Origin of the sequence: Dactylosporangium sp. CA-233914, from assembly GCF_050942935.1 — a bacterium.
Classification (GTDB): domain Bacteria; phylum Actinomycetota; class Actinomycetes; order Mycobacteriales; family Micromonosporaceae; genus Dactylosporangium.
In genome coordinates, this window is record NZ_CP192030.1 from 1,594,722 (window position 1) to 1,621,606 (window position 26,885).

A 26,885-nucleotide genomic window follows, 5' to 3' on the forward strand; every position below is an offset into this window, starting at 1 on the left:
CACCGGTCGCCGGTGAGTACACGCCGTGCGGGTCACGCTCCCCGAGGACCGCGACCTGGCCGCCAAGCGCACTCCGGAGTTCCTGGCCCGGCGCGCCGAGGTCGAGGACCTGGTCCGGGCCTACCATCGCAAACACGCCGGCGCGGTGGCGTAGCAGCCGCGCCACCGGAAACCGGCATATACGAAATATCTGATACGTCGTGGCGCGGAGCGCCCGACTCATCGCGATGAGCGCCCGGCCTACCGCAGGAACAGGGCCGCGATGCGAGGCAGGTGCTTGCGCACTTCCTCGTCGCTGTCGTCGTCCCAGTCGTCCTCGAGCAGCGGGGCCACCTGCCCCGTGCGGGCCCGCAGCAGCATCGGGTAGTCGTCCGTCTCGCCGTAGAGCTCCTCGGCCAGGTCCTCCACCTCGCGCGGGGCGAGCTCGTGCGCCGGGATCTCGCCCGCCGCCACGGCCCGGATCACGGGGTCGTCGGCCAGGGAGTCCGGGTCGGCGACCGCGCGCTCGTACGGCTCGCGGCCCCGGGCGATCAGGCCGTCCACGAACGCGTCGGCGTAGCGGGCGACCACGCGGCCCGTGGCCCACATGGCGGAGGAGTTGGCGCGGGCCTGCAGCCGCGTGCGGTGGGCGTCGAAGTCCAGCAGCTCGCTCTTGTCGAGGGTGGCCAGCCGCATGCGCAGCGCGGCGGTGAAGCGCTCGGCGAAGCCCGGCGAGACGCGCTCCCCGGCGGCGGACCGGGCCCCGTCGATGATCGACCAGAAAGTATCGCTGTCCACGGCCACGAAGTCTTTCATCCCGATGCACGCTCCGCCCAGCATTCGTGCCCCCGCGGTCCGTGGCCGTGCCGTGCGGAGGCGCTGCGGCGGCCGTGGGCCCATGGCACGTTTCCGGGATTCGGCGGGTGGCCCGCGACCGTACCGTTCTTGTTGCAAGGCCACACCAACCACATCCCAGAAGGAGCGCACCATGAGCGACATGGACACCGGCTACGACGGCGGCAACGGCGGCAACGACGTCGACTACGGCCACTACGAGGCCGGCCAGCAGCACGACGCCCTCGACCAGCTGCACCAGGCGCAGGGCTCGGAGGCCGACTACAACAGCCAGTTCGGCGTGTACGAGAACGACCACCACGCCCAGGAGTCCACGGACTTCTCGCAGGGCCACCACACGGAGTACGACCAGCCGGGCGCCGTGCACTTCGAGTCGGACGACTACACGAACTACAGCCACGACGCGTCGGTCGACGACCACGTGTTCGTGGCCGAGGGTAGCGAGAGCGCGCACCAGGCCGAGTTCAGCGAGCTCGACGCCCTGCAGCAGCGCCTCGACACCGCGTTCGCCGAGGGCACCGAGTTCCGCTCGGGCGGCGGCGAGACGGAGATCGCGGCCAAGTAAAGACCCCGTTCATGGTGTGGCTTCGGCCCGGCCGGCGGATCAGCCCCGCCGGCCGGCGCCCCACCGCCCACGAAGAGCAGTTCAGCCCGTACGCGACGCACTCGGTTGTTCGACTTCGTCCGGGTGTCCGGGACTGTCCGGACATTCCCGGCCGCCCGCACGAAGTCGGCCATCCGGGTGCGTTTTCGCGTGCGGCGCGGCGGCTGATCGGCGGCCCCGCCGTCGGAACCTTGACCGATTCTTGATCATAAGGTGCGGCGATGGCGACAATCCGGTCATGAAGCTGGGTGAGATTGCCGGGATCTGGCGGGCGCGGCGGCGTCACCGGCGCATGCGGCAGCACGAGCAGCGACGGCGTCGCGACCGCGACTGCGGGCCGGACTGGGACTGCGGCGGCTGTGACTGCAGCCCGTTCATGCTCGGCTCGCTGCTGTCGCTGATGGCGGTCTCCGCGCCGTCGCGAACCCCGCGGCGCACGGCCTCGGGGCCGGGGCGGGCGGGGATGGCGGCGATCCGCGGGTACCAGCGCTTTCTCTCCCCGCACCTGCCCACCCGGTGCCGGCAGGTCCCGTCCTGCAGCAACTACGGCCTGCAGGCCGTGCAGCGCTACGGTCTCGTCGAGGGCTCGCGGCTGACGGCGGCCCGGATCCGGCGCTGCAACCCGTCGACGCCGCGGGGCACGGCCGACCCGGTGCCGTGACGAGGGCTCAGGCGCAGACGCGCAGGCAGCGCAGGCCGGAGTACGTCATCCAGACCGGCAGCGAGATCGTGATCGCCGACGCGGCCGCCGGCAGCGCGGACGCGTCGCCGCTCTGGTGCGCACCCCACATCGGGCTGAACATGGACAGCAGCAGGCCGCCGGCGATGAAGAAGGCCACGATGCCGATCGCGGCGATGCCGGTCGCGCGCACGAACGAGCGGTCGACGCCGACCCACCGGCTGCCGATCCCGCACGCCAGCGTGGCGAGCAGGGCGCCGGCGACGACGACGTACGTGGCGTAGTCGACGGTGTTGGCCAGCACGGTGTACGCGTGGCCGGGCTGCCAGGTCCAGCCGGTCGCCGCGCGCCGCCAGGCGATCTCGCTCACGAGCGCCTGGACCGCGACCGCCGAGCCGACCAGGATCGCCGTGCGCCGGCCCTGGGCGAGCGCCAGTTCGCGCTGGTAGTCCGGGGCGAGGTCGGCGACCGGCCCGAACTCCTCGACCGCCGCGCGCTCGGCCGCGGCGCGGTCCAGCCCGTCCTGCTCGTAGCGCTCGGCGGCGTCGATCAGGCCGTCGCGGGCCTCGGCGACGAGGTCGGCCTTGGCGGCGCGCGGCCCGCGCAGGGCGCCGCGCAGGTCGGCGACGTAGGCGTCGATGGGGCCGGCGGTAAGCACCAACTCAGTATGGTCACGGGGCCGCGCGCGGGGTTCCGGGTTGACCCTGAGGTTTCCCCCGGTTCGGGTCGCGGCTCTGGCGGCCCGCCGCCGGCACAAGGGAGCCTACATGTAGCTGACCTACATGTAGGGAGAAAGAACGTGCGGAAGTGGCTGCTGGGCGGCCTGGGGCTGCTCCTGGTGCTGTGCGGGGGCGGGGCCGTCGCGATCGCCTGGTACTTCGTCCGGTCGCCGCTGGACGTCCACGTCGACTTCAACCGGTCCCTGCGGATCCCGCCGCTGGCCGAGTCGACCGTCGACGCGCAGGGCGCGCGGGTGTTCGAGCTGCGCGCGCAGCCGGGCGACACCGACCTGGGGCATGGCTCGACTCGCACGTGGGGTTACAACGGCAGCTACCTTGGCCCGACATTGCGAGCCAAGCGAGGCGAGCACGTAAACATCAATGTGCGCAACACGCTGGCCGAGCCGACGACCGTGCACTGGCACGGCATGCATCTGCCGGCCAGCCAGGACGGCGGGCCGCACCACCCGATCCCGGCCGGCGGGCTCTTCCAGGCGGCGTGGACGATCGACCAGCCGGCGGCGACGCTGTGGTACCACCCCCACCCGAGCGAGCGGACCGAGACGCAGGTGTACCGCGGCCTCGCGGGAATGTTCATCGTCGACGACGGCGAGCCGGCGCAGCGGGCCCTGCCGCACGACTACGGCGTCGACGACATCCCGGTCCTGGTGCAGGACAAGAAGTTCGACGGCGACCAGCTCAGCATGGACGAGCGCTTCGGCAGCGACATCGGCGTGCTCGGCGACGAGATCCTCGTCAACGGCACCCCCGCCCCGTTCCTCGACGTACGCTCCGAGCTCGTCCGCCTCCGCCTGCTCAACGCCTCGACCGCGCGCGTCTACAGCTTCACCCTCGCCGACGGCCGCCCGTTCGCGCTGGTCGGCACCGACGGCGGCCTGCTGGACAAGCCGTACATGACCGACCGTGTGCGCCTCTCGGCCGGTGAGCGGGCCGAGATCGTGGTGTCGCTGCGCCCGGGCGAGCGGGTGGCGCTGCGCAGCACCAGGCCGCTGGGCGGGGGCCTGGACAGCAAGTTCAACGGCGGCCAGGACTCCTTCGACATCCTGCAGTTGCGCGCCGCGCCGGCGCTGACCCCGGCGACGCTGCCCGGGACGCTGCTCAGCACGCCGCGCCTCGACCCGGCGCAGGCCGCGCAGACCCGCAGCTTCACGTTTCAGGGCCGGAAGATCAACGGCCGCGGCATGGACATGGGCCGCGCCGACGCGGTGGTCGTCAAGGACACGACCGAGGTCTGGAACGTCGCCAACGGCCACGACACGCCGCACAGCTTCCACATCCACGACGTGCAGTTCCAGGTGCTGAAGGTGGACGGGCAGGCGCCCCCGCCGCAGCTGGGCGGCTGGAAGGACACCGTCTTCCTGGAGCCGCACCAGCGGTACACGGTGATCGCGAGGTTCGCCGACTACGCCGACCCGACCACGGCCTACATGTTCCACTGCCACGTCCTCAGGCACGAGGACAACGGGATGATGGGCCAGTTCGTGGTCGTCGAGCCCGGGCAGCAGCCCCGCCTGCACGGCTGAGAGGGTGCCGGGCCCCCGTGGCGGCGCGGGGCCCGGCACGTCTCGCAAGCGTTCCGTCGTCCCCGTGTGGCTCGACCGTGCGGCGGTCGAACTCCCAACGAGAAACCGCTCTGTGACCGGCATGACACATCGATCAACGCTTCCATGTCAAGGGATCGTCATACCGAGGTGTCGGGGATCACCGGAGGCCGCCGAGATGGGTGCGGAGCGCGACGGTGAGGTCTCCCTCGGTGCCGCTGCAGGCCGTGCACCCGTCCGGGCGGACCAGCCCGCAGCCGTCGTTGCGGGCTTGACTTGAACCCCTGTTGAGGTGCGACGTTGCCGGGGTGGAGAACCGACGCGCGCTCACCGTCGGCATGGTGACGCTGGTCACGCTGGTCGCCTTCGAGGCGGTCGCCGTGACCGCGGCCATGCCGGCCGTCGCCCGGGCCCTTTCCGGCCTGGCCCTGTACGGATTCGCCTTCGGCGGCGCCCTCGCCACCAGCGTGGTCGGCATGGTGCTGGCCGGCGCCTGGTGCGACCGGGCCGGCCCGGCCCGGCCGGTCGCCGCCGGGGTGGCCCTGTTCTGCGCGGGCCTGCTGCTGGCCGGACTGGCCCCGCACATGTGGGTCCTGGTCGCCGGGCGGCTGGTGCAGGGGTTCGGTGGCGGCCTGGTCGCGGTGGCGCTGTTCGTGGTCGTCGGCCGGGCCTACCCGGTGTCCGAGCACGCCCGGGTCTTCTCGTTCCTCTCCGCCGCCTGGGTGCTGCCGGCCATCGCGGGTCCGGCGCTCGCCGGGTTGATCGTCCAATTCGCCGGTTGGCGCTGGGTCTTTCTGCTCGTCATCGCCGTGGCGGTACCGTCGATGCTGCTGATCTGGCCGCGCGTGCGGACGGTTCGGGCGGAAAGCTCGCACACAGCGCGGAACAACCGATTCGCGTGGTCGATCGGCACCGCCGCCGGCGCGCTGCTGCTCTACCTGGGCGGCCAGCAGACCGGCCCGCGCGGCGCCGCGCTGCTCGCCGCCGGCCTGGCCGTCGCCCTGGTCTGCGGTGCGAGGCTGCTGCCGCCCGGCACGCTCGCCGCCGCCCGCGGCCTGCCCAGCGTCGTGCTCCTGCGCGGCCTCGCCGGCGCCGCGTTCATGCAGACCGACGTGTTCATCCCGCTCATGCTCACCCGCGAGCGCGGCCTCACCCCGGCCCTCGCCGGCCTGACCGTGACGGCCGGCGCGCTGTTCTGGTCCGCGGGCTCCTGGGTCCAGGCCCGCCAGGCTCAGCGGCTCTCCGACGCGGCCCGGCTCCGTCTCGGCGCGACCGGCATCGCCGTCGGCGTGCTGTCCGCGATGTCGCTGGCCTTCGCAGGTGTACCGGTGGTGGTCGTCGTCGCCGGCTGGTGCGCGGGCGGCTTCGGCATGGGTCTGGCGTCCCCGGCCTCCGCCGCGCTGGTCCTGCGCTACTCCGCCCCGGCCGAGCAGGGTGCCAACAGCTCCGCCCTCCAGGTCAGCGACGCGCTGCTGACCACCACCGCGCTCGCCGTCGGTGGCGCCCTCTTCGCCGCGCTCGTGGACGTCGGCCCCGTCGCGTACGCCGCCGCGTTCGCGGTCGCGCTCGTCCCCGCCGTCGCCGGGGTGCTGGTCGCCGGTCGTACTTTCGGCGGATCTGACGGTGCCGCTCGGCCCGTAGCATTGGCCGGTGACCGTGCGGGTGTTGGTCGCGGATGATCAGGAGATCGTCCGCACCGGGTTGACGATGATCCTCAACGCCCAGCCCGGCATCGAGGTCGTGGCCGAGGCCGCCGACGGCCGCCGGGCGGTCGAGCTGGCCCGGCGCCTGCGCCCCGACGTGTGCCTGCTCGACGTGCGCATGCCGGCGATGGACGGGCTGGAGGCGACCCGGCAGCTGGCCGGGCCGGCCGTCGAGGACCCGATCGCGGTCGTCGTCATCACCACGTTCGACCTCGACGAGTACGTCTACTCCGCCCTGCGCGCCGGCGCCCGCGGCTTCCTGCTCAAGGACGCCGGCCCCGCCCTGCTCGCCCAGGCCGTCCACGCGGCCGCGGCCGGCGACGCGCTCATCGCGCCCAGCGTCACGACCCGGCTGCTGCGGGCGTTCGCCGACACCGGCCCGGCCGGGCCGCCCCGCCAGCCGATCGAGCCGCTCACCGACCGCGAGGAGCAGGTGCTGGCCCGGGTGGCGCGGGGCCGGACCAACAACGAGATCGCCGACGAGCTGTTCATCACGCTGAGCACCGTCAAGACCCACGTGACCGCGCTGATGCTCAAGCTCGGCGTGCGCAACCGGGTGGAGATCGCGATGTGGGCGTACGAGACGGACCGGGTCAGACCCGGGAGCTGAACTTTGGTCGGGCTCCGGTCCGGCCCAAGGAGCGATGCATCGCCCCCGTGCGCGGCCCACCATCGTGTCCATGACGACCGTGACCGCCCCGATCCGCCGCCGCCCGCGCCGCGACTGGCCCATCGTCGCCGGCCTGTTCCTGCTGGCCCTCGTGCCGTCCCTGGCCGGCGGCGTGCGCGTCGCCCAGCTCACCGGCGGCGTCGAGCGCACCGCCGCCAACGCCCGCTTCGTCGACATGCCGGCCCCGGTGCTGGTCCACATCTTCGGTGCGGTGGCGTTCGCGTTCCTCGGCGCGCTGCAGTTCGCCCCCGGCTTTCGCCGACGCCACCGGCGCTGGCACCGCGTCTGCGGCCGGGTGGTGGCCGTCGCCGGCATCGCCGTGGCCCTGTCCGGCCTGTGGATGACCGCCTTCTACGACCTGCCCCGCGGCGACAACGACGTGCTCAGCGTGTTCCGGTACATCTTCGGCACCGTCATGCTGCTCGCCATCGTGCTCGGCTTCATCGCGATCCGCCGGCGCGACTTCCACACACACAAGGCGTGGATGATGCGTGCCTACGCGATCGCCATGGGTGCCGGCACGCAAGTCTTCACCAGCTTGCCACTGTTGCCAGTCAACGTTGACGATCCCAGCTATCCGTCATGGCGTTGCGTGGCACTCGTGGCCGGCTGGCTCATCAACCTCGCCGTCGCCGAGATCATCATTCGCCGGTCAGACCCGCGTCGCGGGCGATGACGATCGCCTGGGCGCGGTCGGCGACCTGCAGCTTCGCGAAGATGTTCGACACGTGGTTGCGCACGGTCTTCTGGCTCACGCCCAGCCGCTCGGCGATCTGCGGGTTGGTCAGGTGCCGGGCGATGTGGCCCAGGATCTGCCGCTCCCGCGCGGTGAGCTCCGGGAACACCTCCGGCCCGGTGCGGTCCAGCCCGGCGAAGAACCCCATGAGCCGGGCCGCGATCGCCGGCCCGAAGATCGCCTCACCGTCCGCGACCACCCGGATCGAGCGGATGATCTCCACCCGCCGGGCGCCCTTGAGTACGTAGCCGCGCGCACCGGCCCGAACCGCCGCGAAGACCGAATCGTCGTCGTCGGCCATGCTCAGCACCAGCACCCGCACGTGCGGAGCGGCGGCCACGATCCGCTCGGTCGCCGCGATCCCGCCCATCCCCGGCATCACCAGGTCCAGCAGCACCACGTCCGGCTGCAGGCGCGGCAGCGCGGCGAGCGCCTCCTCGCCGCTGGCCGCCTCCCCGCAGACCTCGACCTCGTCGCTGGTGGCCAGCAACGCCTTCAACCCGGCCCGGAAATGGTCATGGTCGTCGACAACCAGCACCCGCACCGGCTCGCTCATCGCGGCAACCGTGCTGTCACCGACGTGCCGTGCGGCGTCGACGTCACGTCCAGCTCGCCGCCGAGCTCCTCGGCCCGTTCCCGCATCGAGTGCATGCCCACTCCACCCACCTTGACTGGCGATGTGCCGTGCCCGTCATCGGTGACGGTCAGACACAACCGATCGTTCTCGACAAGCAATTCCAGTCGTACCGCCGTCGCTCCGGCATGCCGCCGGGCGTTCGCGATCGCCTCGACCGCGATCCGGTACGCGGCCACCTCGCTCGCCGCCGGCAGCCCGCCGACCTCCGCCGGTGCCTCGATGCTCACCCGCGGCCCGGCCGGCTGCTTGGCCAGGTGCGCCCGCAGCGCCCCGACCAGCCCGAGCGTGTCCAGCGCGGGCGGTCGCAGCCCCTCGACGAGCCGCCGCACGTCGGCGACCGCGGTCTGCGCGTCCTCGACGATCTCCGCCAGCAGCTCTCGCGCCCGCTCGCCGCCGACCTCCTGGGCCGCCTCCGCGCGCATGGTCAGCCCGGCGAGCGTCGGCCCGAGCCCGTCGTGCAGGTCCCGCCGCAGCCGCCGGCGCTCCTCCTCCCGGGCCACGACCAGCTGCTCGCGGGAGCGGCGCAGGTCCGCGGAGTAGCGCACCGCCTGCACCGCGACGCCGATGTGCCGGGCCAGGTCCGCGAGCAGCCGCCGGTCCCGCGTTCCCAGCGCCGCCTCGCCCGGGCGGGGCCCGAGCCGCAGCGCGCCGACCGGCTCCCCGCCGGCCACGAGCGGGAACGTGACCGGCTCGGCGGGGCGCTCGCCGAGCTCGTAGACGGGGCCGGCGTCGACCTCGATCCCGACGTACGACAGCCGCAGCGCCTCCTTCACCGTCGACGTGCTCGCGGCCAGGATCGCCCCCGGGTCCGGCACGGCGGCCAGGCGCTCCCCGAGGCGGGCCAGGACGGTGTACGGGTCGTCGCGCTCGCCGTACACCAGCAGGTTGACCCGGCGCTGCACCCACTGCCGCAGCCCGCCGAAGACGAGCGCGGCGGCCACGGCGGCGAGCACCGAGGAGGCTCCGAGAACCCCGACGACGAGCAGGTAGGCGCCGGTGACCGCGGTGGTGAGGGCGGCGAAGACCACGGTACGGCTGATGAGCAGATCGATGTCGAACAGCCGGTGGCGCAGGATCGCCACCCCGATGCCGGCCGGGACGAGCGCCATCGCCAGCCCGCCCGCCACGTCCCACCCGGCGTTGTCGTGCGGCCAGATCCGGTCCGGGTCCGAGTCGGCGAGCCCGGCCGCGAACCGCGCCAGCACGACGAGGGCCACGAGCCCGCAGGTGTACGCCAGCCAGCGCGCCTGCGGAAGCGTCCGGGCCCTGCTCGCCACGGCCACGGCCCCCGCCACGAACGCGACCGCCGCCCCGGCCGTGAACGCGATCCCGGCCACGGGCGCGACGGAGGCCATGAACCCGGCCCCGAGCGGGTTCGCCGGCGCCTGCGGCCGCACCTGGTCGTTGACCCCCGGCTGGAACGCCCCGGTGAGCGCGGCGAGCCCCGCGAGCGTGACCAGCCCGGCGGCCGCCCACCTCGGCGGCCGGTCGAGCGGGAAGTACGCCGGGACGAGCGCGATCCCGAGGTTCGCCGGCACCCACAGCCAGGTCTGCGGCCACGCCAGGGCCGTGACCCCGGCGACCGCCGCCTGCCCGCAGCACTCCAGCACCACGAACGCCAGCCCGCTCATGAGCAGCAGCGGCCCCACGGTGTTCCCGGGCCGCTTCACCGTGATCAGCGCCCCGACGAGCGCACAGGCGGCGACGGCGGGCAGGTACGCCACCTCGCCCGCGGGCGCGGCATTGCGCACCGCGAGCCACCCGGCGAGCCCGGCCAGCACCGGACCTGCCAGGTACAGCGGCTACGCCCGCATCGCCCGCACAGTCACGCCCTCATCGCCCGTACACTACGTTCTCCCGCGGCGTCTCCCGCCCGGAGAAGGCGAATCCGAGCCCGGCGACGAACACCCACGCGGCCCCGGGGAACAGCGCCCCGTACTGCGCGGGAAATGCCTGCGTGGCCGCGACGAGCAAGGCGGCAACCGCGCTCGCCGCCGCCAGCCACGTGCTGGCCGACCCGTGCCGGAACCCGCCGACGGCGACCGCCGCCGCGCTCAGCCCCGCCCCGGCCCACAGCCACGGCAGCGTGTTGTAGACCTCGACGAGCCCGGCGACGGTGTCGGGGTCCCAGCGCTCGGGCTCGCCGAGGGCCCAGTACAGCTCGGTGCAGATCCCGCCCCCGACGAGCAGCAGCACGGCGACGAGCCCGAGCCCGCCGGCCGCCACCGCCGGCACGAGACTCCCGGCGGGCTCCTGCCGCGCGAGGTGCCGGCGCAGCCCGGCCGCGAAGACGACGAGGCACACGGCCGCCACGGCGCAGACGACCTGGGTGATCCAGACGTAGTGCCGCTGCCCGCTCACGGCGGCGACCACGAGCGCGTTGTCCTTGATCCCGTCCCCGACGTCGCCGGTGAGGCCGGACCCGAGGAAGAGCCCCACGAGCCCGGCGATCCCACCCAGGGCCCCGGCGAACGCCCACGCCCTGCTGTTCGTAGTAGTAGTCATGCGGGCACCATCCCGGCCGGCCGACCCGGCCCGGCAGCACCCGCCTGTCCCGGGCGCCGGGAACTTTGTCCCGCCGGCCCGGGGCCGCGATCAGAAGGTGGTCAGGAACTGCCGGACCGGCAGGGCGGCGGCGGTGATGCGCACGTCGCCGATCCAGCCGTAGAAGCCCTGGCCGAACTGCTCGGCGAACTGGGTCGCGCCGATCACGAACGGCTTGCCCAGCGTGGTGATGCCCTTCGACGGCTGCGTGGGGTTGCGCGCGATCGGGGAGCCGTCGACGTACACGACGGTCCGCCGGGCGTCGTTGACCACCGCGAGGTGCATCCAGCGCCCCACCGGCAGGGCGTGGCTCCAGGAGGTCGGGTCGGCGTCGCGGTCCGTGGGGTACACCACGAACTGCAGGAAGCGCTCCGGGGACAGGTTCAGGCTGCAGGTCGGCTCCTCCGTCGACCAGCCGCTGGTCTTGCCCGCGTCGCCGTTGCGCCCCTCCCAGCTGAGGATGCCCATCCACGCGTGGTCGCCCTCGAACGGGTCGGGCAGCTTCACGAACGCCTCGATCGTGTATCCCCGCTCGAAGCGCATCCGGTTGATCGGCGCGGCCGCGACGGCCTCCAGGATCGCGCCGCGGTCCGGGGACTTGCCGCCGTCGAAGCGCAGGCTCGCGTGCGCCGGCTGGCCCGCGTGGTGCTCCGGCGACCAGGTCAGCGCGCCGGCGGGGCTGGTGTGCAGGCGGCGCACGGTCAGGTCGTTGCCCTTGCCGGTCAGGTCCCGCACGAGCGTGCCGTCGGACACCGCCGAACCCGCCTGGCCCGCCGCCGGCAGCCCGGCCGGGTCGAAGCGCCAGTAGGCGGCCGTGTCGCGGCCGATCACCGCCGCGGGCGGGCGCGGGGCCGGGGGCGTGACCGGCGCGAAGCCCTCGAAGCGGGCCGCGAAGTCGATCGACAGGCTGAAGCGGTCGGCCGGCCCGGTCAGCTCGATCGTCTCGGCCTCCAGCGGGTTGCGCTTGTGCGGATCGCGGCTGAGGAACCACGGCGAGAACGTCTCGACGTCGATGACGTCGCGGGCCAGGTCGAAGTGGTACAGGCGGATCATGCCCGCGCCGCCGTAGTACCGGTCCTGGTAGTTCGTGATGTGCACGTGCACGTCGTGCCCCGCGTCGTTGCGCAGCACGGTGCGCCCCGGCGGCCAGAAGTGCCCGTTGAGGGTGAGGAAGATCTGGTCGTTGCGCTTGATGAACCCGTCCCACAGGCGGCGGCCGTAGCCGGACAGCTGCGCGACCCCGTCGTCGCCCGAGTACGCGAGCTCGTGCGTGGTGAGGATGACCGGCAGCGTGCGGTGCGCGTTCAGGACGCCCTGGGCCCAGGCCAGGCCGCGGTCGGAGACCCGCCAGTCCAGGGCCAGGATCAGCCACTGCCGGCCGCCCGCCCCGATGATGTGGAAGGAGTTGTACCCGTCCGGCGACGCGCCCCCGAAGGTGGGCATGCGCGAGTAGCGCTTCGCGCCGAACGCCCGCAGGTACGCCGAGTCGCCGCGCTGGTCGTCGGTGCTCGAGGCGATGTCGTGGTTGCCGGCCAGCACGCTGTAGGACACCCCCGCCCGTCCAGCGCGCGGAACGTGTCGGAGGCCAGCCCGATCTCGTGCTCGGAGCCGTGCTCGGTCACGTCACCGAGGTGCGACATGAACACGATGTTCGCCTCGCTGCGCTCGCGCACGAGGTAGTCGAACGTCTCCTTGAGCGGCTCCGGCCGCGAGGAGTCCTCGTCGAAGAGGTACTGCGTGTCGGGCAGCACCGCCAGCGCGAACCGCGGGATCCCCGGGTCGGCGGAGCCTCCGTGACCTGCGCCTGCGAAAGCCGGCAGCTCCGCCCCCGCGACCACCGCCCCGACGGCCGGCGCGACCACGGCGGCGCGCAGCAGCGAGCGCCGCCCGACCTGTCCGATATCTCCAGAACTCATGAGGCTGACCCTCTTGTTCCGACCTGACCGCCGGGTGCCGACCAGCCGAACGAGCGACACCGGCCTATCGAACAAGCCGCCGTTCGACGTCGCGGGCCACGAGGTACAGCACCACCGCGTTGAGGCAGTGCCACAGCCAGTGCAGGCCGATCGGCACCGACCCGCACAGCGGCTCGTCGAGGGTCCGCAGGGTCAGCGACACCGCGAAGACCGCCGTGGCGATCCCCAGCGGTCGCGAGCGCAGGGCGACGGCGAATCCGGCGAGCCCGAGCGCCGCGGGGAGATAGCCACCGAGGGTGAACTGCCGGCCCGCCAGCGCCAGCAGCAGATCCACGAACCCGGCGAACACCACGAACGCGGGCGCGGCCAGCCACGCGAGCCCGGGCCGCACCCCGAGGCCGTGCCGCGCCAGCAGCACGACCGCGACGAGCACGAACACCAGGATCGACAGCGAGTCCAGGGCCGCGGTCGGCCCGGTCGCGAACGTGTGGAACGACAGGCTGCACAGCCCTACGACGCCGAGCAGGATCGGCAGCAGCCGGTGGCGGGTCCGCACCAGCAGCACCGCGCACGCGATGAGGAACGCGACGTTGGAGACCGCGTTGAGGGGCTCGGCCCACAGGCCCGGGCCGAGGCGCTCGCAGTACCCGTCCATCCCCGGACGCTAGCCACGGGAAGTGACGCCCGGGCGAGCGGGTAGCGTCTGGATCGTGTCGAGCCTGAGCCGTGCCGAGGCGGTGGAGCGCGCGCGGCTGATCACCGTGCGCTCGTACGCGATCGAGCTGGACGTGACCTCCGGCGACGGGTTCACGTCGCGCACGGTCGCCGAGTTCTCGTGCGCCTCACCCGGCGCCGGGACCTTCGCGGAGGTGAAGGGGGCTCAGGCCGTACACGTGAGGCTCAACGGACGCGAAGCGCCGGTCGTGGACGGGCGCGTGGTGCTGCGGGACCTGGCCGCCGAGAACCGGCTCGAGGCCTCGTTCCGCGCGCCGTACTCGCACAGCGGCGAGGGCGTCCACCGCTTCACCGACCCCGAGGACGCTCGGACGTACCTCTACGGACAGGCGCCGATCGACGACGCCCAGCGCATGTTCGTCTGCTTCGACCAGCCCGATCTGAAGGCGCCCATCTCGCTGACGGTGCTCGCCCCTGCCCAGTGGACGGTCCGGGCCAACGCGCCCGTGCGCTCGAGCGCGGACGGCCGCTGGAAGTTCGAGCGGACCCCGCCGCTGTCGACGTACCTGTTCAGCTTCCTCGCCGGCCCGTGGCACGTCCTGGAGCGCGAGCACGACGGCATCCCGCTCGGCCTGCTGTGCCGGCGCAGCCTCGCCCCGGCCCTGGACGCCGACGCGGACGAGCTCTTCGGCGCGACGGCCGCGAGCCTGGACCACTACCACGAGCTGTTCGACACCCGCTACCCGTTCGCCAAGTACGACCAGGCCTTCATCCCCGAGTTTCCCGGCGGCGCCGTGGAGAACCCCGCCCTGGTCAACTTCCGCGAGGAGTTCCTGTTCCGCGCGGGCGCCACCGACAGCGACCGGCACCGGCGGTTCGTGGTGATGGCGCACGAGATGGCGCACATGTGGTTCGGCAACCTGGTCACCCTGCGCTGGTGGGACGACGTCTGGCTCAACGAGGCCTTCGCCGAGTACATGGGTTGGCGCGTCGCGGCGCAGACCGGCCGGCACCCGGCGGCGCTGGCGGACTTCGCGATCTGGCGGGAGCGCTGGGGCTACACCGCGGACCTGCGCCCGTCGACCCACCCCGTCGCCCCCGAGGACGTCGCCGACACCGCGGTGGCCTTCCAGAACTTCGACGGCATCTCGTACGCCAAGGGCGCCGCCGCCCTGCGCCAGCTCGCGGTCCACCTGGGCGACGAGGTGTTCCTGGCCGGGGTGCGGGACTATTTCCGGCGGTACCGCTTCGCCAACGCCGCCCTGGCCGACCTGCTGGCCGTCCTGGGCTCCGCGGCCGGCCGCGACCTGACCGGCTGGGCCGAGCTGTGGCTGCGCAGCACCGGCGCCAACACGCTGCGCCCGCTGCCGTCGGGCGAGCTGGTCGTCGAGCAGACCGGCCGCCCGCTGCGCCCCCACCGCCTGACGGCCTCCGCCTACGCCTCCGACGGCTCGGTGCGCCGGGTGCCGTTCACGATCGACGGCGCCACCGCGACGATTCCCGGCCTCGCCGCCGCGCCGGCGGGCACGGTCCTGCTGCTCAACGACGGCGACGAGACGTACGCGAAAATCCGCTTCGACCCCTTCAGCCGCGCCGCGCTCCCGGCGGTCCTGCCCGACGTCGAGGACCCGCTGGCGCGGGCGGTGATCTGGACCGCGGTCATCGACGCCGTCCGCGACGGCGAGATCCCCCCGTCGGAGTTCCTGGCGCTGCTCGTCGCGGCCCTGCCGACGGAGCGCCAGGAGGGCATCTTCGACGAGGTCCTGGCCTTCGCCCGGGACTGCCTGGCCCGCCGCGGCCTGATCCCGTTCGCCCCGCTGGCCGAGGTCTGCGCGGGGGCCCTGGCCGGCGCGGCCCCCGGCCCGGGCCGCCGGCTGGCCGCGGCCCGGGCCCTGCTCAGCGTCGCCGACGCCCCGCTGGTGCGCTCCTGGCTGGCCGGCCCCGGCGCACCGGAGGGCCTGGCGGTCGACGCCGACCTGCGCTGGGCGCTGCTGCTGCGCCTGTGCGCGCTCGGCGCCGCCACGCCGGACGAGATCGCGGCCGAGCAGCGCCGCGACCCCACCGCGAAGGGCGCCGAGCGGGCCGCCGCCGCCCGGGCCGCCCTGCCGACCCCACAGGCGAAGGCGGCCGCCTGGTCGGCGATCGTCACCGACCCGAACCCGCGCCTGGCCGTCGCGAACGCCGGGGCGTTCTGGCAGCCGGGCCAGGAGGCGCTGACCGACCCCTACGTCGAGCGCTACTTCACCGACGCCCCGGCGATGCTCACCGACCGCTACCTGTTGGCGGCGCTGCAGGTGGTGCGGCTGAGCTTCCCCGTCCACAGCCCGGCGGCCCTGGCCCCGGCCGACGCCCTGCTGGCCCGCCCCGACCTGGACCCCCTGCTACGCCGCGAGATCGCCGACGGCGCCGACGAACTGCGCCGCTGGCTCCCGTAGCCGCCGGCCCGCACCCTGTGCCCGGCGGTGCCCGCGTGGCCAATACGGCGGGCGAGCCGACGGGCGTTTCATTTTGGGGGTTTCTGGAGTCCGTGGAAGGCGTAGACGAATCGGTACTGCTCCTCCAGGGACGTGACCTGGCCGGCGGGCGCTGGGGCGAGGAAGTCGACGACCTCGAAGGGCTCTTCGGGACTCGGGCGCCGTGTCTCGGTCAGCACGTATCCCTGCCGGCCGCTGGTGAACTGGCGCAGTTGGCCGGAAGCCCAGACGTTGACCCGCGCCGCTTGGCAGCACAGGCGCAGTCCGCGGGCCTCCAGCCGACGGCGTATCTCGATGAGCGGTTCGAGCAGGTCCGCGCCGGCGACGGGGCCGATCGTCTCGGCCGCGGTCACGGCGGTGATCCGCGTCTGTTGGGCTGTGCCGGCGTCGATGTGCAGAGTGATCGGCGCCGTTGCGCCGTGCTGGTCGACCGTCCGCAGGTGCCGTTGCTCGATCACTCGTGCTCACCTTTCAGGCCAGAGCTTCCAGCAACGGTACGACCTGCGACGGGCTCGGCATCGCCGCGGTCTCGGTGCGCAGGGCCGCGGCGGCCGTGGTGTAGGACGGCTCGGTCAGCACCGTGCGCAGGGCTTCGGCCGCGTCCGTCGGGGTGCTGGACAGCGCGTCCAGGACCACGCCCACGCCCAGTTCCGCGCAGCGCTCCGCGTTGGCCGGCTGGTCGGCGCCCATCGGGACCAGCACCAGGGGCAGGCCGTGGGCCAGGGCGCCGATCACGGTGCCGGAGCCGGCGTGGCAGACGACCGCCGAGCAGCGGGGCAGCAGCTCGGCCTGCGGGACGTACCGCTGCACGCGCACGTTCGCCGGCTGCGGGCCGAGCTCGGCCGGGTCAACCGCGCCGCCCACCGTGACGACCATGTCGACGGGGAGCGTGCGGAAACCGGACAGGAGGCGGGTGAAGAGGTCGCCCGACTCCGTGTTGAAGACCGTGCCGAGGGTGAAGTACACCGTCGGCGGGGTGGTCGGCGCGGGCGGAGGAGCCGCCATCGGGCGCATCAGGCAGGACGCGACCCGGAAACTGGGCGGGACCGGGGAGATCACCAGGTGGCGCGTCAGCATCGCCAGGTCCGGGTCCGCGGGCAGGCCGTGCGCGGACCGCGTCCGGTCGAGCAGGGGCGCCAGGCCCGCAGCGCCGCCGAAGCGGCCCGCGGCGAGGACCACCACGGACGCGTGCGGCAGGCCCAGCGACTCCGCGGCGATCATGCTGCCGAAGTCGGTCTCGTCGCACACCACGAGGTCGGCGCGCCACGCCGCGGCGGCGGCCCGGGTGGTCGCGGCGCGCTCGCGGGCCATCCAGCCGCCGAAGCCGTCGCGGAACTCGCGCTCCTCGCGGTCGCGGTCCAGGCGCTGCAGCGGGCGGCGTTCGTCCTGCGGGGCGTCGGCGCCGGCCGGGAAGCCCTCGTACCCCTCGGGCAGCAGGCCCGGCCGGCCGGTGAACGCGACGGCGTGGCCGCGCCCGGCGGCGGCGCGGGCGAGCGGGAGCAGCGGCTGGAGGTGGCCGTTGCCACCGGCGAACGCGAACAGCATGCGCATCGGAACCTCGGCTCCAAACTTTTCCGGGGCGTTGTCGAAGACGGCGAGCGTCGTTCGACGCGGTGGTAGAGGCTGAGCGAACGGCCAGCCACCTTACCGAGAAGGACACGACGATGCGGTACATGCTGATGCACAAGCTCGACGACTCGAACCCGGCGCTGTGGCAGCCGAACCCGGAGTTCATCGCGAGGTTCGGGCAGTACATGGAGGAGGTCAGCAAGGCGGGCGTCCTGCTCGCCGCGGAGGGCCTGCTGCCCAGCTCGGCCGGCGCGGCGATCATCACCAGGAAGGACGGCGCGACCACCGTCGTGGACGGGCCGTTCGCCGAGGCCAAGGAGGTCATCGGCGGCTTCGGCATCCTGCAGGTGCGCGACCAGGCCGAGGCGGTCGAGTGGGCCACGCGCTTCGCCGCGCTGTTCGACCACGACATCGAGATCGAGGTCCGCAAGGTGTCCGAGTACGAGTAGCTTATCTTGGGCGCGTGAGCGGTACCGACGCGAAATCGGCCATCGAGGCCGTCTGGCGGATCGAGGCACCCCGGGTCATCGCCGGGGTCGCCCGGCTCGTCGGCGACGTCGGGCTCGCGGAGGAGCTTGCGCAGGACGCCCTGGTCGCGGCGCTGGAGCAGTGGCCGGCCGAGGGCGTCCCGCGCAACCCCGGCGCGTGGCTCATGACCACCGCGAAGCGGCGCGGCATCGACACCATCCGGCGTCAGCGGGTGTTGGAGAAGCACCTGCCCGCCCTGGCGCCGCAGGAGCACACGGACGCCTCCGAGTTCGACGCGGTGCTGGAGCAGGAGCCGATCGAGGACGACCTGCTGCGGCTGATCTTCACCGCCTGCCACCCGGTGCTCAAGCAGGAGTCCCGCGTCGCCCTGACCCTGCGCCTGCTCGGCGGCCTGTCCACGGACGAGATCGCCCGCGCGTTCCTGGTCCCGGACGCGACCGTCGGCCAGCGCATCAGCCGCGCCAAGAAGACCCTGGCGGAGGCGAGGGTTCCGTTCGAGCTGCCGACCGGCGCGGCGCGATCCGAGCGGCTGGCCTCGGTCCTGGAGGTCATCTATCTGATTTTCAACGAGGGGTACTCCGCGACCGCCGGCGACGACTGGATGCGCCCGGCCCTGTGCGAGGAGGCGCTGCGTCTCGGTCGCGTCCTGGCCGGCCTGATGCCGGCCGAGCCGGAGGCCCACGGCCTGATCGCGCTGCTGGAGATCCAGGCCTCCCGGTCGGCCGCGCGCACCGGCGTGGACGGCGAGCCGATCATGCTCCTGGACCAGGACCGCCGCCGGTGGGACCGGCTGCTGATCACCCGCGGCCTGGCGGCGCTGGAGCGGGCCGAGCGGCTCGGCGGCGGCCCGTACACGCTGCAGGCCTCGATCGCCGCCTGCCACGCCCGCGCCCGCACGCCGCAGGAGACGGACTGGCGGGAGATCGCCGCGCGCTACGCGGACCTGGCCGGGCTGACCCCCTCGCCGATCGTCGAGCTCAACCGGGCCGTGGCGGTGTCGATGGCCGATGGCCCGCAGGCGGGCCTGGCGGTGCTGGAGCCGCTGCTGGACGCCCCGTCGCTGCGCGGATACCACCTGCTGCCCTCGGTCCGCGCCGACTTCCTGTTCAAGCTGGGCCGCACGGACGAGGCCCGGGCCGAGTTCGAGCGCGCCGCGGCGATGACCCGCAACGAGCGCGAGCGCACGCTGCTGCTCAACCGCGCCGCCGCCTGCTGATCAGCGGCGCAGGGCGAGGCGGGCGGCGCCCAGGGCCGGGTCCGTCGCCGTGCCTACCGCCGTGCCCCGGGCCGTCAGCCGGGTCAGCACCGCGCGGCGGACCGGGGTGCCGGCGACCAGCAGCCCGCCGGCCAGCACGACCGGGGCGTGCGGGGACTCCAGCTCGTCCAGGGTGGCGATCAGGCGCGCCGCGGCCTCGGTGACGATGCTCGCCGCGTCGGGGTCGCCCGCGTCGGCCAGCTCGCAGACCAGCGGGGCCACGGCGCCGAACGGGGGCAGGGTGCCGGCCCAGTGCACGAGGTCGTCGGGGGTCGCGGCGCCCGCGTGTGCGGCGACCTCGCGGGCCAGGGGTGAGGAGAATGTCCGGACCGCATGGCGTACGGCCTGCAGGCCCAGCCACATCCCCGAGCCCTCGTCGCCGAGCAGCCAGCCCAGGCCGTCGGCGACGCGGACCGTGCAAAGGCCGTCGACCAGCGCGGCGACCGCCCCCGTGCCGCTGATCAGCACGGCTCCGGTGCTCCAGTCGCCGCCCGCGGCGAAGGCGGTGACCGCGTCGCCGACGATCGGGATCTCGCAGCGCAGGCCGATCGACACCCACTCCTCGGCGAAGGCCGCGGCGACGGCCGGGTCGGCCAGGGCGCTGGCGCCGGCCACGCCGACGACGCCCGCGGTGACCGTCGCCGGGTCCAGGCCGGCCAGCGCCGACCGCAGCGCCGACCCGACAGCGCGTGCGGCCGGCGGGCCGCCGGCCGAGGGGTTGCCGGGGCCCGCGGCCCCGCGGCCGAGCACGGTGCCCGAACCGTCGACGACCACGGCCTTCGACGCGGTGCCGCCCGCGTCCACACCAACCACGACAGCCATGGCCACGATCGAAACATAGAAAATGCTTATTGACTAGAAGTTGAAGTGGTCGTAATTTTCATCGCCAAGGCGGAACGATGAAAAGGATGACCAAGCTGTGACCGGTGAGAGTGGCGGGCTGCTGGGCAGGCTCCGCATCGAGGGGCCGACGATGCCGGAGGCCCTCGCGAAGATCGCCGAGACGATCCTCGGCGACCCCGAGGAGGCCGCGCACGCCAGCATCGTCGACCTCGCGGAGCGCTCCGGCACCTCGACGGCGACCGTCACGCGCTTCAGCCGGACGCTCGGCTTCAAGGGGTACGCGAACCTGAGAGTGGCGATCGCGACCGAGACCGGGCGGGCCGAGCAGGCGCGGTGGGAGACCGACATCAGCGGCGACATCGCGCCGGGCGATCCGCTCGACGGGGTGCTCGGGGTGATCACCGCGGCGGACACGCGGGCGATCCAGGCGACCGCGGCCGGGCTGGACGTCGCCGCGGTCGAGCGGGTCGCGGAGGCGATCGCCGGGGCCGGGCGGGTGGAGATCTTCGGGTTCGGCTCCAGCGGCACGGCCGGCCGGGAGATGGCCTTTCGCCTCGAACGCATCCGCGTCCCGGTCTGGTACCGCTCCGACAGCCACACCGCGCTCACCAACGCGGCCCTGCTGGGCCCGGGCGACGTCGCGATCGGGCTGTCGCACTCCGGGCGGACCCGCGAGGTCATCGAGACCCTCGCGGAGGCCGCGGACCACGGGGCGACGACGGTCGCGGTGACGTCCTTCGGGCGCTCGCCGCTGGCCGAGGTGGCCGACGTCGTGTTCACCACCTCGGTCCACGAGACCACCTTCCGGGTGGCGGCCCTCTCCGCGCTGCACTCGCAGCTGCTGGTCCTGGACCTCATCTACGTCGCGGTGGCGCAGCGCACCTACGAGCGCACCGCCGAGGCCCTCGAGCTCACCGTGCGCGCCGTCGACGCGCACCGGGTGCCCGAGACGACCAGCAACCGCAAGCGACCACGGAGGGAAAAGCCGCTGTGACCATCAGAAGTGCCGACTACGTCGAGGTGATCCGCGCCGCGATCGACCGGGTCGGGACCACCCAGGGCGACAAGGTGGCGCACGCCGCCGACCTGATGACCGCCACGGTGCGGGCGGGCGGGGTGATCCAGGCGTTCGGCTGCGGGCACTCCGAGGCGCTCGCCATGGAGATCGCCGGGCGGGCCGGCGGCCTGGTGCCGACCAACCGCATCGCGCTGCGCGACATCGTGCTGTACGGCGGCGAATCGCTCAGTGCCCTGGCCGACCCGAACCTGGAGCGCACGCCCACCGTCGCGCACCGCCTCTACGACCTCGCCCCCGTCAAGCCCGACGACACCTTCGTCATCGCCTCCAACTCCGGCGTCAACGGCGCCGTGGTGGAGATGGCGCAGCTGGTCAAGCAGCGGGGGCACGCGCTGATCGCGATCACGTCGCTCGAGCACTCCTCGCGCGTGGACTCGCGGCACAGCAGCGGGATGAAGCTCAGCGACTTCGCCGACGTGGTCCTCGACAACGGGGCCCCCTACGGCGACGCGTCGCTGCCGTTGCCCGGCGGCGGTGCCGTCGGGGCCGTCTCCTCGATCACCGCGGCGCTGCTGGCGCAGCAGATCGTCACCGAGGTGGTGGCGCGCCTGCTCGCGCTCGGTGTCACGCCGCCGGTCTACCTGTCCGACAACGTGCCGGGCGGACGGGAGCACAACGCAGGACTTGAGGCGCGGTACGCCGGGCGCATCCGGCGTACCGCATAAAAGGAGAGCGAGCCTTGCCATGAACCCCTCACCTTCACTCCCAACCTATCCCAGCCGCCGCTCGCTGCTGAAAGGCGCCGCCGGCGTTGCCATCGCCGCGCCGCTGCTCAGCGCCTGTGTGACCAGTGGCGGCGACGACGAGCAGCCGGCCGCGAACACCGGGGCGAAGAGCGCGGACAACCCGCTCGGCGTCAAGGACGACGCGCCGCTGGAGGTCGTGATCTTCAAGGGCGGCTACGGCGACGACTACGCCAAGCACGCCGAGGACCTCTACAAGGGCAAGTACAGCAAGGCGGCGATCGACCACAAGGGCATCCAGAAGGTCGGTGAAGCGCTGCAGCCGCGCTTCGTGGCCAACACGCCCCCGGACGTCGTGGACAACACCGGCGCCGGCCGGCTCGACCTGGCCACCCTGGTCGGGGCCAAGCAGCTGGCGGACCTCGCGCCGCTGCTGGACGCCCCGTCGTTCGACGACCCCAGCACCAAGGTCCGCGACACGCTGCTGCCCGGCGTCATCGACGACGGTACGTTCGACAAGCAGGTCCTGACCCTGAACTTCACCTACACGGTGTGGGGCCTGTGGTACTCCAAGCCGCTGTTCGCCGCCAAGGGCTGGACGTACCCGAAGACGTGGGACGAGATGCTGACGCTCTGCGCCACCATCAGGGCGGCCGGCGTGGCGCCCTGGACCTACCAGGGCAAGTACCCGGAGTACATCAACGACCCGCTGCTCACCATGGCCGCCAAGATCGGCGGTGCGGACCTGCTCAAGTCGGTCGACAACCTCGAGCCCAACGCCTGGAAGGCCGACGGGCTCAAGGCCGCCGCGGAGGCCTTCGCGGAGCTGGCCGGCAAGGGGTACATCATGAGCGGCTCCGAGGCCCTGTCCCACACCGAGGCGCAGGCCGCCTGGTGCCAGGGCAAGGCCGCGTTCATCCCGTGCGGCTCGTGGCTTCCGAGCGAGCAGAAGGGTGTCGCGCCCCAGGGCTTCGACATGGTGATGGGCGCGGTGCCGCCCCGCACCGGCAGCGACAAGATGGGCGCGGCCGCGGTGCAGGCGGCGAGCTCGGAGTCGTTCCTGGTGCCGGCGAAGGCGAAGAACGCCGCCGGCGGTATGGAGTACCTGCGCATCCTGTTCTCCAAGCAGTCGGCGAAGGCCTTCGCGCAGAGCGCGGGCACGCTGCCGGCGGTGGCCGGGGCGACCGACGGGCTGACGCTGTCCAGCGGCCTGGGCTCGACCCGCGACGCGATCACCGCCGCGGGCAAGGAGGCCTTCACGTTCAGGTTCCGCACCTGGTACGCGCCGCTGGCCAAGGCCGTCGACGACGCGACCGGCGAGCTGGTGAACAAGCGCGCCACGGCGGCCGAGTGGGCCGACCGCGTGCAGAAGGCCGCCGACGCGCTCGCCAAGGACTCCAGCGTCAAGAAGTACACCCGCTGATGAAACACGGTCGGCTCCGGTTCCTGTTCGGTGCGCTCGTGCCCGCACTGGTGCTGCACGTGCTGTTCGTGCTGTCGCCGTACGCGCAGGCGTTCTACCTCTCGCTCACCGACTGGACCGGCGTGGCCGGCGAGGCGCACTTCGTCGGGGCGGGCAACTACGCCCGCCTCGGCGGCGACTCCCTGTTCCTCGACGCGGTGCGCAACAACGCCGTCATGCTCGCGGTGGTGCCGATCGTCACCGTCGGCCTCGGGCTGTTCCTGGCCAGCATGCTGCACCTCGGCGGCCGCGACGGGCGGCGGGGGATCGCGGGGTCGCGCGTCTACCAGATCGTGTACTTCTTCCCGCAGCTGCTGTCGCTGGTCGTCATCGCGGTGCTGTGGGGCTTCATCTACAACCCGAACACCGGCCTGCTCAACGGGGTGCTGCGCGGGGTGGGGCTGGACTCGCTGGCCCGCAGTTGGCTGGCCGAGCCGGCCCTCGCCCTGCCGGCCGTGATGGCGGTGCTGGTCTGGTCGTCGGTCGGGTTCTACATGGTGCTGTTCAGCGCGGCGATCGACTCGATCCCGAAGGAGCTGTTCGAGGCGGCGCGGCTGGACGGCGCGAGCGGCTGGGCGACCTTTCGCAAGGTGACGCTGCCGCTGGTGCGCGACACGGTGCAGGTCGCGTTCGTCTACCTCGGCATCGGGGCGCTGGACGGCTTCGCCGTGGTCCAGGTCATGACGGTCGGGCCGGGCGGACCCGACGGGGCCACGGAGGTGATCGGGCTTTCGCTGTACCGCAACGCCTTCACCTACGGCAAGTTCGGCTACGCCTCGGCGATGGGGGTCGCGCTGTTCTTCGCGACGCTGACGCTGGCCGTGCTCGCCCTGCGGGCGGGCCGCGAGGAGAGGGTCGAGCTGGCGTGAAGCGCGTCCTGCCGCATGTGGCGATGCTCTGCTGGGGCGTCGTGACGGCGCTGCCGCTGCTGTGGGCGGTGCTGAGCTCCTTCAAGACCGACGACCAGATCCTCAACGACCCGTGGTCGCTGCCCAGCGACCCGCACTTCGACAACTGGTCGCGCGCCTGGACCCAGGCCGACATCGGCCGGTACTTCCTCAACAGCGTCATCGTCGTGGGCGGCGCGCTGCTGGTGACGATGCTGCTCGGGGCGCTGGTGGCCTACGCGCTGGCGCGGTACGACTTCCGGGGCAACCGGCTGGTCTACTACACCTTCGTCGCGGCCATGTTCTTCCCCGTGTTCCTGGCGCTGGTGCCGCTGTTCTTCGTCGTGCAGCAGCTGCATCTGCTCGGCACGTACCAAGGGTTGATTCTGGTCTACGCGGCTTACGCGATCCCGTTCACCGTCTTCTTCCTGCACTCGTTCTTCCGCACGCTGCCGAACGAGGTCGCCGAGGCCGCGTTCATGGACGGCTGCTCGCACGCGGGGGTGTTCTTCCGCGTGATGCTGCCGATGGCCCGGCCGGGCCTGGTCGCCGTCGGCATCTTCAATTTTCTCGGGCTCTGGAACCAGTACCTGCTTCCGCTGGTTCTCAACCCCGACCCGGACCGGTACGTCCTGGCGCAGGGATTGGCCTCCCTGTCGGTCAGCCAGGGCTACCGCAGCGACTGGAGCGGACTGTTCGCCGGCCTCACCATCGCCATGCTGCCGGTGCTCATCGCCTATGTCGCGTTCCAACGGCACATCCGCGCCGGAATGACCGCCGGCGCGGTCAAGTAACGGTCTCTAGGGGCCGTAGTCTCCTATCCCCTCAGGAGGACCCTGCCCATGTCAATTGGCACACGTCGATCTATTGCGATCGCGTCCGGCATCGCGTTGGCCGGCGCCGTCGGGGCGTTCGCGATCACCGCGGCCACCGTCGGCACCGCCAGTGCCGCCGCGAACAACTGCGGCTACCTGTTCGACGACTTCAACTACAGCTCGTCCTCGGACGCGTCGCTGACCGCGCACGGATGGGTGCCGCGCACCTACTCCGGCGGACCGGGCGTGCCCGGCGCCACCTGGTCGGCCAACAGCATCTCCTTCCCGACCAACGGCGGTCAGAAGGTCATGCAGCTGACCGCGTCCACGGACGGCACCAGCGGGGGAACCAACCAGGCCGAGCTGTACACCGCCCAGAAGCGCTACCTCGAGGGCACCTACGCCTCGCGGATCCGCTTCACCGACGCGCCGGCGAGCGGCAACGACGGCGACCACATCAACGAGACGTTCTTCACCATCAGCCCGCTCAACGGCGACCTCGACCCCACCTACAGCGAGCTGGACTTCTCGGAGTACCTGCCCAACGGCGGCTGGGGCGAGACCGGGCCCATCAACTACCAGACCACGTGGTACACGTATCGCAACGACCCGTGGTACGCCGACAACGTGCACTCGGAGGAGCGCAGGAGCTTCGACGGCTGGCACGACCTCGTGGTCACCGTCTCCGGCGGGCACGTCATCTACTACATCGACGGCCAGCAGGTCGGTGACCACTCCGGCAAGTTCTACCCGCGCCAGACGATGACCATCAACTGGAACCTGTGGTTCATCGACACCGCGGCACACACCGGGGGCCTGAGCACCTACATCCAGCAGGTCGACTGGGTGCTGTACGCCAAGAACCAGGTCCTCACCCCGAGCCAGGCGACGGCGCAGGCGGCCGCCTACCGCGGCGCGGGCAGCGCGTTCACGGACACCGTGGACTCCTCCGGCCCGTGCGTGACGCCGACCGGCTCCGCGACCCCGAGCACCTCGGCGTCGCCGTCCAAGTCCCCGTCGGCGTCGCCGTCGACGTCCACCCCGCCGGCCACCAACTGCGCGACCGCTCCCGAGTGGTCGATCAGCGGCATCTACACGGCCGGCCAGACGGTCAAGCACGAGAAGAGCGCCAACGGCGACCCCGGCGGCCCGGCCTCGGGCCAGGGCAAGCACCTGTGGCGCGCGAAGTGGTGGACGCAGGGCTCCGAGCCCGGCTGGACCGCCAACTGGGAAGACCTCGGCCACTGCTAGACCGGGGTCCATCGCGGGGCTGGCGTCCTCGTGCGGGACGCCGGCCCTCCCGGTAATGTGGTGACTACGCTGCGATGCGGGTTTGTTTGGGTCGGCTAAGCTTCAGCATCGGAACAGCACGCGCGACCGCTCACTGCACCAATCTCCAGACCTCGGCCGGGGACTGGTCCGGGGCGAAGTGTCCGGCCCCGGGAATGACACCCGTCGTCACGTCCCGGACGCCGACCGCGCGAAACCCGGCCGCGTAGGCCGCGATGTCGCCGCCCTCGTGCTCGCCCCGCAGGTAGAGCAGCGGGGTCGTGACGTCGGCGGGCTCGGCGTTGGCGGCGGCATCGGCCGCGAACGCGCGATACCACGAGAACCCCGCGGCGAGCGCCCCCGGTGTCGCGTAGGCCGCCGCGTAGTCGGCCCGCGCGTCGTCCGGCACCGCGCCGGGCGTGGCGGAGAGGACGTCGTAGAAGTAGTCGAAGTAGGCCCGCTCGCGGCCGGCGACCAGCAGCTCGGGCAGCCCGGGCACGGCGTGCAGGCCGAAGTGCCAGATGTAGGGGTTGCGCCGCACCTCCTCCCACGGCGGCACGCCCGGCACCACGGTGTTCATGATGACCGCGCGCCGCAGCTCACCGCCGAACGCACGCAGATACGCGAACGCGACCATCCCGCCGCAGTCGTGCCCGACGAGCGTGACGTCCCGCAGCCCCAGCGGCCGGATCGCGTCCCGCACCGCCGCGGCCAGCGCCGCCTTGGTCCCGCCGGCCGCCCCGCCCACCTCGTCGCCTGCTTCGTTGCCCGCTTCCTCGCCC

27 protein-coding genes are annotated in these 26,885 nt (G+C 72.9%); 16 read left to right on the forward strand and 11 right to left on the reverse strand.

What is annotated here, in order from left to right:
- Window positions 1-25: 25 nt before the first annotated feature.
- Window positions 26-154, forward strand: a complete 129-nt coding sequence (locus ACQPY0_RS07335; RefSeq protein ID WP_432986216.1) for a hypothetical protein — start codon at window positions 26-28, stop codon at window positions 152-154.
- An 86-nt stretch (window positions 155-240) separates the two neighbouring features.
- Here the strand turns inward: ACQPY0_RS07335 and ACQPY0_RS07340 are convergent, their stop codons facing one another.
- On the reverse strand, window positions 241-795 hold the full coding sequence (locus ACQPY0_RS07340; protein WP_432986218.1) for a DUF4240 domain-containing protein: 555 nt from the start codon (window positions 793-795) through the stop codon (window positions 241-243).
- A gap of 172 nt (window positions 796-967) precedes the next feature.
- On the opposite strand from ACQPY0_RS07340, the gene ACQPY0_RS07345 reads away from it, so the two are divergent.
- On the forward strand, window positions 968-1,399 hold the full coding sequence (locus tag ACQPY0_RS07345; protein ID WP_432986220.1) for a hypothetical protein: 432 nt from the start codon (window positions 968-970) through the stop codon (window positions 1,397-1,399).
- A gap of 277 nt (window positions 1,400-1,676) precedes the next feature.
- Window positions 1,677-2,099 carry a membrane protein insertion efficiency factor YidD gene (gene yidD / locus ACQPY0_RS07350; protein WP_432986222.1) on the forward strand — a complete coding sequence of 141 codons (423 nt, stop codon included), beginning with the start codon at window positions 1,677-1,679 and terminating at the stop codon, window positions 2,097-2,099.
- A gap of 7 nt (window positions 2,100-2,106) precedes the next feature.
- Here the strand turns inward: yidD and ACQPY0_RS07355 are convergent, their stop codons facing one another.
- Window positions 2,107-2,775 carry a permease prefix domain 1-containing protein gene (locus tag ACQPY0_RS07355; RefSeq protein WP_432986224.1) on the reverse strand — a complete coding sequence of 223 codons (669 nt, stop codon included), beginning with the start codon at window positions 2,773-2,775 and terminating at the stop codon, window positions 2,107-2,109.
- Window positions 2,776-2,916: 141 nt separating this feature from the next.
- Between ACQPY0_RS07355 and ACQPY0_RS07360 the strand changes: the two genes are divergently transcribed.
- From ACQPY0_RS07360 to ACQPY0_RS07375, 4 genes are all read left to right on the forward strand, one after another.
- Window positions 2,917-4,380 (forward strand): multicopper oxidase family protein, encoded by a 1,464-nt coding sequence (locus ACQPY0_RS07360; protein WP_432986225.1) that lies wholly within the window; start codon window positions 2,917-2,919, stop codon window positions 4,378-4,380.
- A gap of 326 nt (window positions 4,381-4,706) precedes the next feature.
- The gene (locus ACQPY0_RS07365) at window positions 4,707-6,077 is read left to right on the forward strand and encodes an MFS transporter (protein WP_432986227.1); all 1,371 of its coding nucleotides are present in this window, start codon (window positions 4,707-4,709) and stop codon (window positions 6,075-6,077) included.
- Entirely contained in the window at window positions 6,049-6,711 is a 663-nt protein-coding gene (locus tag ACQPY0_RS07370; protein WP_432986229.1) for a response regulator, read from the forward strand. The genes ACQPY0_RS07365 and ACQPY0_RS07370 overlap by 29 nt, the downstream gene beginning before the upstream one ends.
- Before the next feature lie 70 nt (window positions 6,712-6,781).
- The gene (locus ACQPY0_RS07375) at window positions 6,782-7,447 is read left to right on the forward strand and encodes a DUF2306 domain-containing protein (protein WP_432986231.1); all 666 of its coding nucleotides are present in this window, start codon (window positions 6,782-6,784) and stop codon (window positions 7,445-7,447) included.
- On the opposite strand, the gene ACQPY0_RS07380 is transcribed toward ACQPY0_RS07375, so the two are convergent.
- From ACQPY0_RS07380 to ACQPY0_RS07400, 5 genes are all read right to left on the reverse strand, one after another.
- Window positions 7,413-8,063: a response regulator gene (locus ACQPY0_RS07380; RefSeq protein WP_432986233.1), complete on the reverse strand. Its 651-nt coding sequence runs from the start codon at window positions 8,061-8,063 to the stop codon at window positions 7,413-7,415. The two genes, ACQPY0_RS07375 and ACQPY0_RS07380, sit on opposite strands and share 35 nt — an antisense overlap.
- Window positions 8,060-9,925 (reverse strand): sensor histidine kinase, encoded by a 1,866-nt coding sequence (locus ACQPY0_RS07385; RefSeq protein WP_432986235.1) that lies wholly within the window; start codon window positions 9,923-9,925, stop codon window positions 8,060-8,062. The genes ACQPY0_RS07380 and ACQPY0_RS07385 overlap by 4 nt, the downstream gene beginning before the upstream one ends.
- Before the next feature lie 52 nt (window positions 9,926-9,977).
- On the reverse strand, window positions 9,978-10,649 hold the full coding sequence (locus tag ACQPY0_RS07390) for a hypothetical protein (protein ID WP_432986237.1): 672 nt from the start codon (window positions 10,647-10,649) through the stop codon (window positions 9,978-9,980).
- Window positions 10,650-10,739: 90 nt separating this feature from the next.
- A complete protein-coding gene (locus ACQPY0_RS07395; protein ID WP_432986239.1) occupies window positions 10,740-12,239 on the reverse strand; it encodes a LamG-like jellyroll fold domain-containing protein in 1,500 nt (499 codons plus the stop codon).
- A 429-nt stretch (window positions 12,240-12,668) separates the two neighbouring features.
- The gene (locus ACQPY0_RS07400; RefSeq protein WP_432986241.1) at window positions 12,669-13,259 is read right to left on the reverse strand and encodes a hypothetical protein; all 591 of its coding nucleotides are present in this window, start codon (window positions 13,257-13,259) and stop codon (window positions 12,669-12,671) included.
- A 55-nt stretch (window positions 13,260-13,314) separates the two neighbouring features.
- Here ACQPY0_RS07400 and pepN point away from each other — a divergent pair, with 55 nt between their 5' ends.
- Complete coding sequence (gene pepN, locus ACQPY0_RS07405; RefSeq protein WP_432986243.1) at window positions 13,315-15,714, forward strand: aminopeptidase N; 2,400 nt, start codon at window positions 13,315-13,317, stop codon at window positions 15,712-15,714.
- 68 nt (window positions 15,715-15,782) lie between these two features.
- Here pepN and ACQPY0_RS07410 read toward each other — a convergent pair whose 3' ends face one another.
- Together ACQPY0_RS07410 and ACQPY0_RS07415 are read right to left on the reverse strand one after the other, a co-directional pair.
- Window positions 15,783-16,211 (reverse strand): hypothetical protein, encoded by a 429-nt coding sequence (locus tag ACQPY0_RS07410; protein ID WP_432986245.1) that lies wholly within the window; start codon window positions 16,209-16,211, stop codon window positions 15,783-15,785.
- Window positions 16,212-16,224: 13 nt separating this feature from the next.
- The gene (locus ACQPY0_RS07415; RefSeq protein WP_432986247.1) at window positions 16,225-17,304 is read right to left on the reverse strand and encodes a glycosyltransferase; all 1,080 of its coding nucleotides are present in this window, start codon (window positions 17,302-17,304) and stop codon (window positions 16,225-16,227) included.
- 113 nt (window positions 17,305-17,417) lie between these two features.
- Between ACQPY0_RS07415 and ACQPY0_RS07420 the strand changes: the two genes are divergently transcribed.
- On the forward strand, window positions 17,418-17,771 hold the full coding sequence (locus ACQPY0_RS07420; RefSeq protein ID WP_432986249.1) for a YciI family protein: 354 nt from the start codon (window positions 17,418-17,420) through the stop codon (window positions 17,769-17,771).
- Window positions 17,772-17,785: 14 nt separating this feature from the next.
- Window positions 17,786-19,027 (forward strand): RNA polymerase sigma factor, encoded by a 1,242-nt coding sequence (locus ACQPY0_RS07425; protein WP_432986251.1) that lies wholly within the window; start codon window positions 17,786-17,788, stop codon window positions 19,025-19,027.
- On the opposite strand, the gene ACQPY0_RS07430 is transcribed toward ACQPY0_RS07425, so the two are convergent.
- The gene (locus ACQPY0_RS07430; protein ID WP_432986253.1) at window positions 19,028-19,888 is read right to left on the reverse strand and encodes an N-acetylglucosamine kinase; all 861 of its coding nucleotides are present in this window, start codon (window positions 19,886-19,888) and stop codon (window positions 19,028-19,030) included. It lies immediately after the preceding gene.
- Window positions 19,889-19,985: 97 nt separating this feature from the next.
- Between ACQPY0_RS07430 and ACQPY0_RS07435 the strand changes: the two genes are divergently transcribed.
- From ACQPY0_RS07435 to ACQPY0_RS07460, 6 genes are read left to right on the forward strand one after another with little or no spacing between them, the layout of a single operon-like run.
- Window positions 19,986-20,903: a MurR/RpiR family transcriptional regulator gene (locus ACQPY0_RS07435; RefSeq protein ID WP_432986255.1), complete on the forward strand. Its 918-nt coding sequence runs from the start codon at window positions 19,986-19,988 to the stop codon at window positions 20,901-20,903.
- 26 nt (window positions 20,904-20,929) lie between these two features.
- Window positions 20,930-21,652, forward strand: coding sequence for a sugar isomerase domain-containing protein (locus tag ACQPY0_RS07440; RefSeq protein WP_432995056.1), 723 nt, complete (start codon window positions 20,930-20,932; stop codon window positions 21,650-21,652).
- Window positions 21,653-21,671: 19 nt separating this feature from the next.
- Window positions 21,672-23,093: an N-acetylglucosamine/diacetylchitobiose ABC transporter substrate-binding protein gene (gene ngcE / locus ACQPY0_RS07445; protein WP_432986257.1), complete on the forward strand. Its 1,422-nt coding sequence runs from the start codon at window positions 21,672-21,674 to the stop codon at window positions 23,091-23,093.
- On the forward strand, window positions 23,093-24,001 hold the full coding sequence (locus ACQPY0_RS07450) for a carbohydrate ABC transporter permease (RefSeq protein WP_432986259.1): 909 nt from the start codon (window positions 23,093-23,095) through the stop codon (window positions 23,999-24,001). Before ngcE ends, ACQPY0_RS07450 begins: the two co-directional genes overlap by 1 nt.
- A 23-nt stretch (window positions 24,002-24,024) precedes the next feature.
- Window positions 24,025-24,813, forward strand: a complete 789-nt coding sequence (locus ACQPY0_RS07455; protein ID WP_432995058.1) for a carbohydrate ABC transporter permease — start codon at window positions 24,025-24,027, stop codon at window positions 24,811-24,813.
- Window positions 24,814-24,861: 48 nt separating this feature from the next.
- Complete coding sequence (locus ACQPY0_RS07460) at window positions 24,862-26,085, forward strand: glycosyl hydrolase (protein WP_432986261.1); 1,224 nt, start codon at window positions 24,862-24,864, stop codon at window positions 26,083-26,085.
- A 130-nt stretch (window positions 26,086-26,215) separates the two neighbouring features.
- Here the strand turns inward: ACQPY0_RS07460 and ACQPY0_RS07465 are convergent, their stop codons facing one another.
- Complete coding sequence (locus tag ACQPY0_RS07465) at window positions 26,216-26,851, reverse strand: alpha/beta fold hydrolase (RefSeq protein ID WP_432986263.1); 636 nt, start codon at window positions 26,849-26,851, stop codon at window positions 26,216-26,218.
- Window positions 26,852-26,885 lie beyond the last annotated feature (34 nt).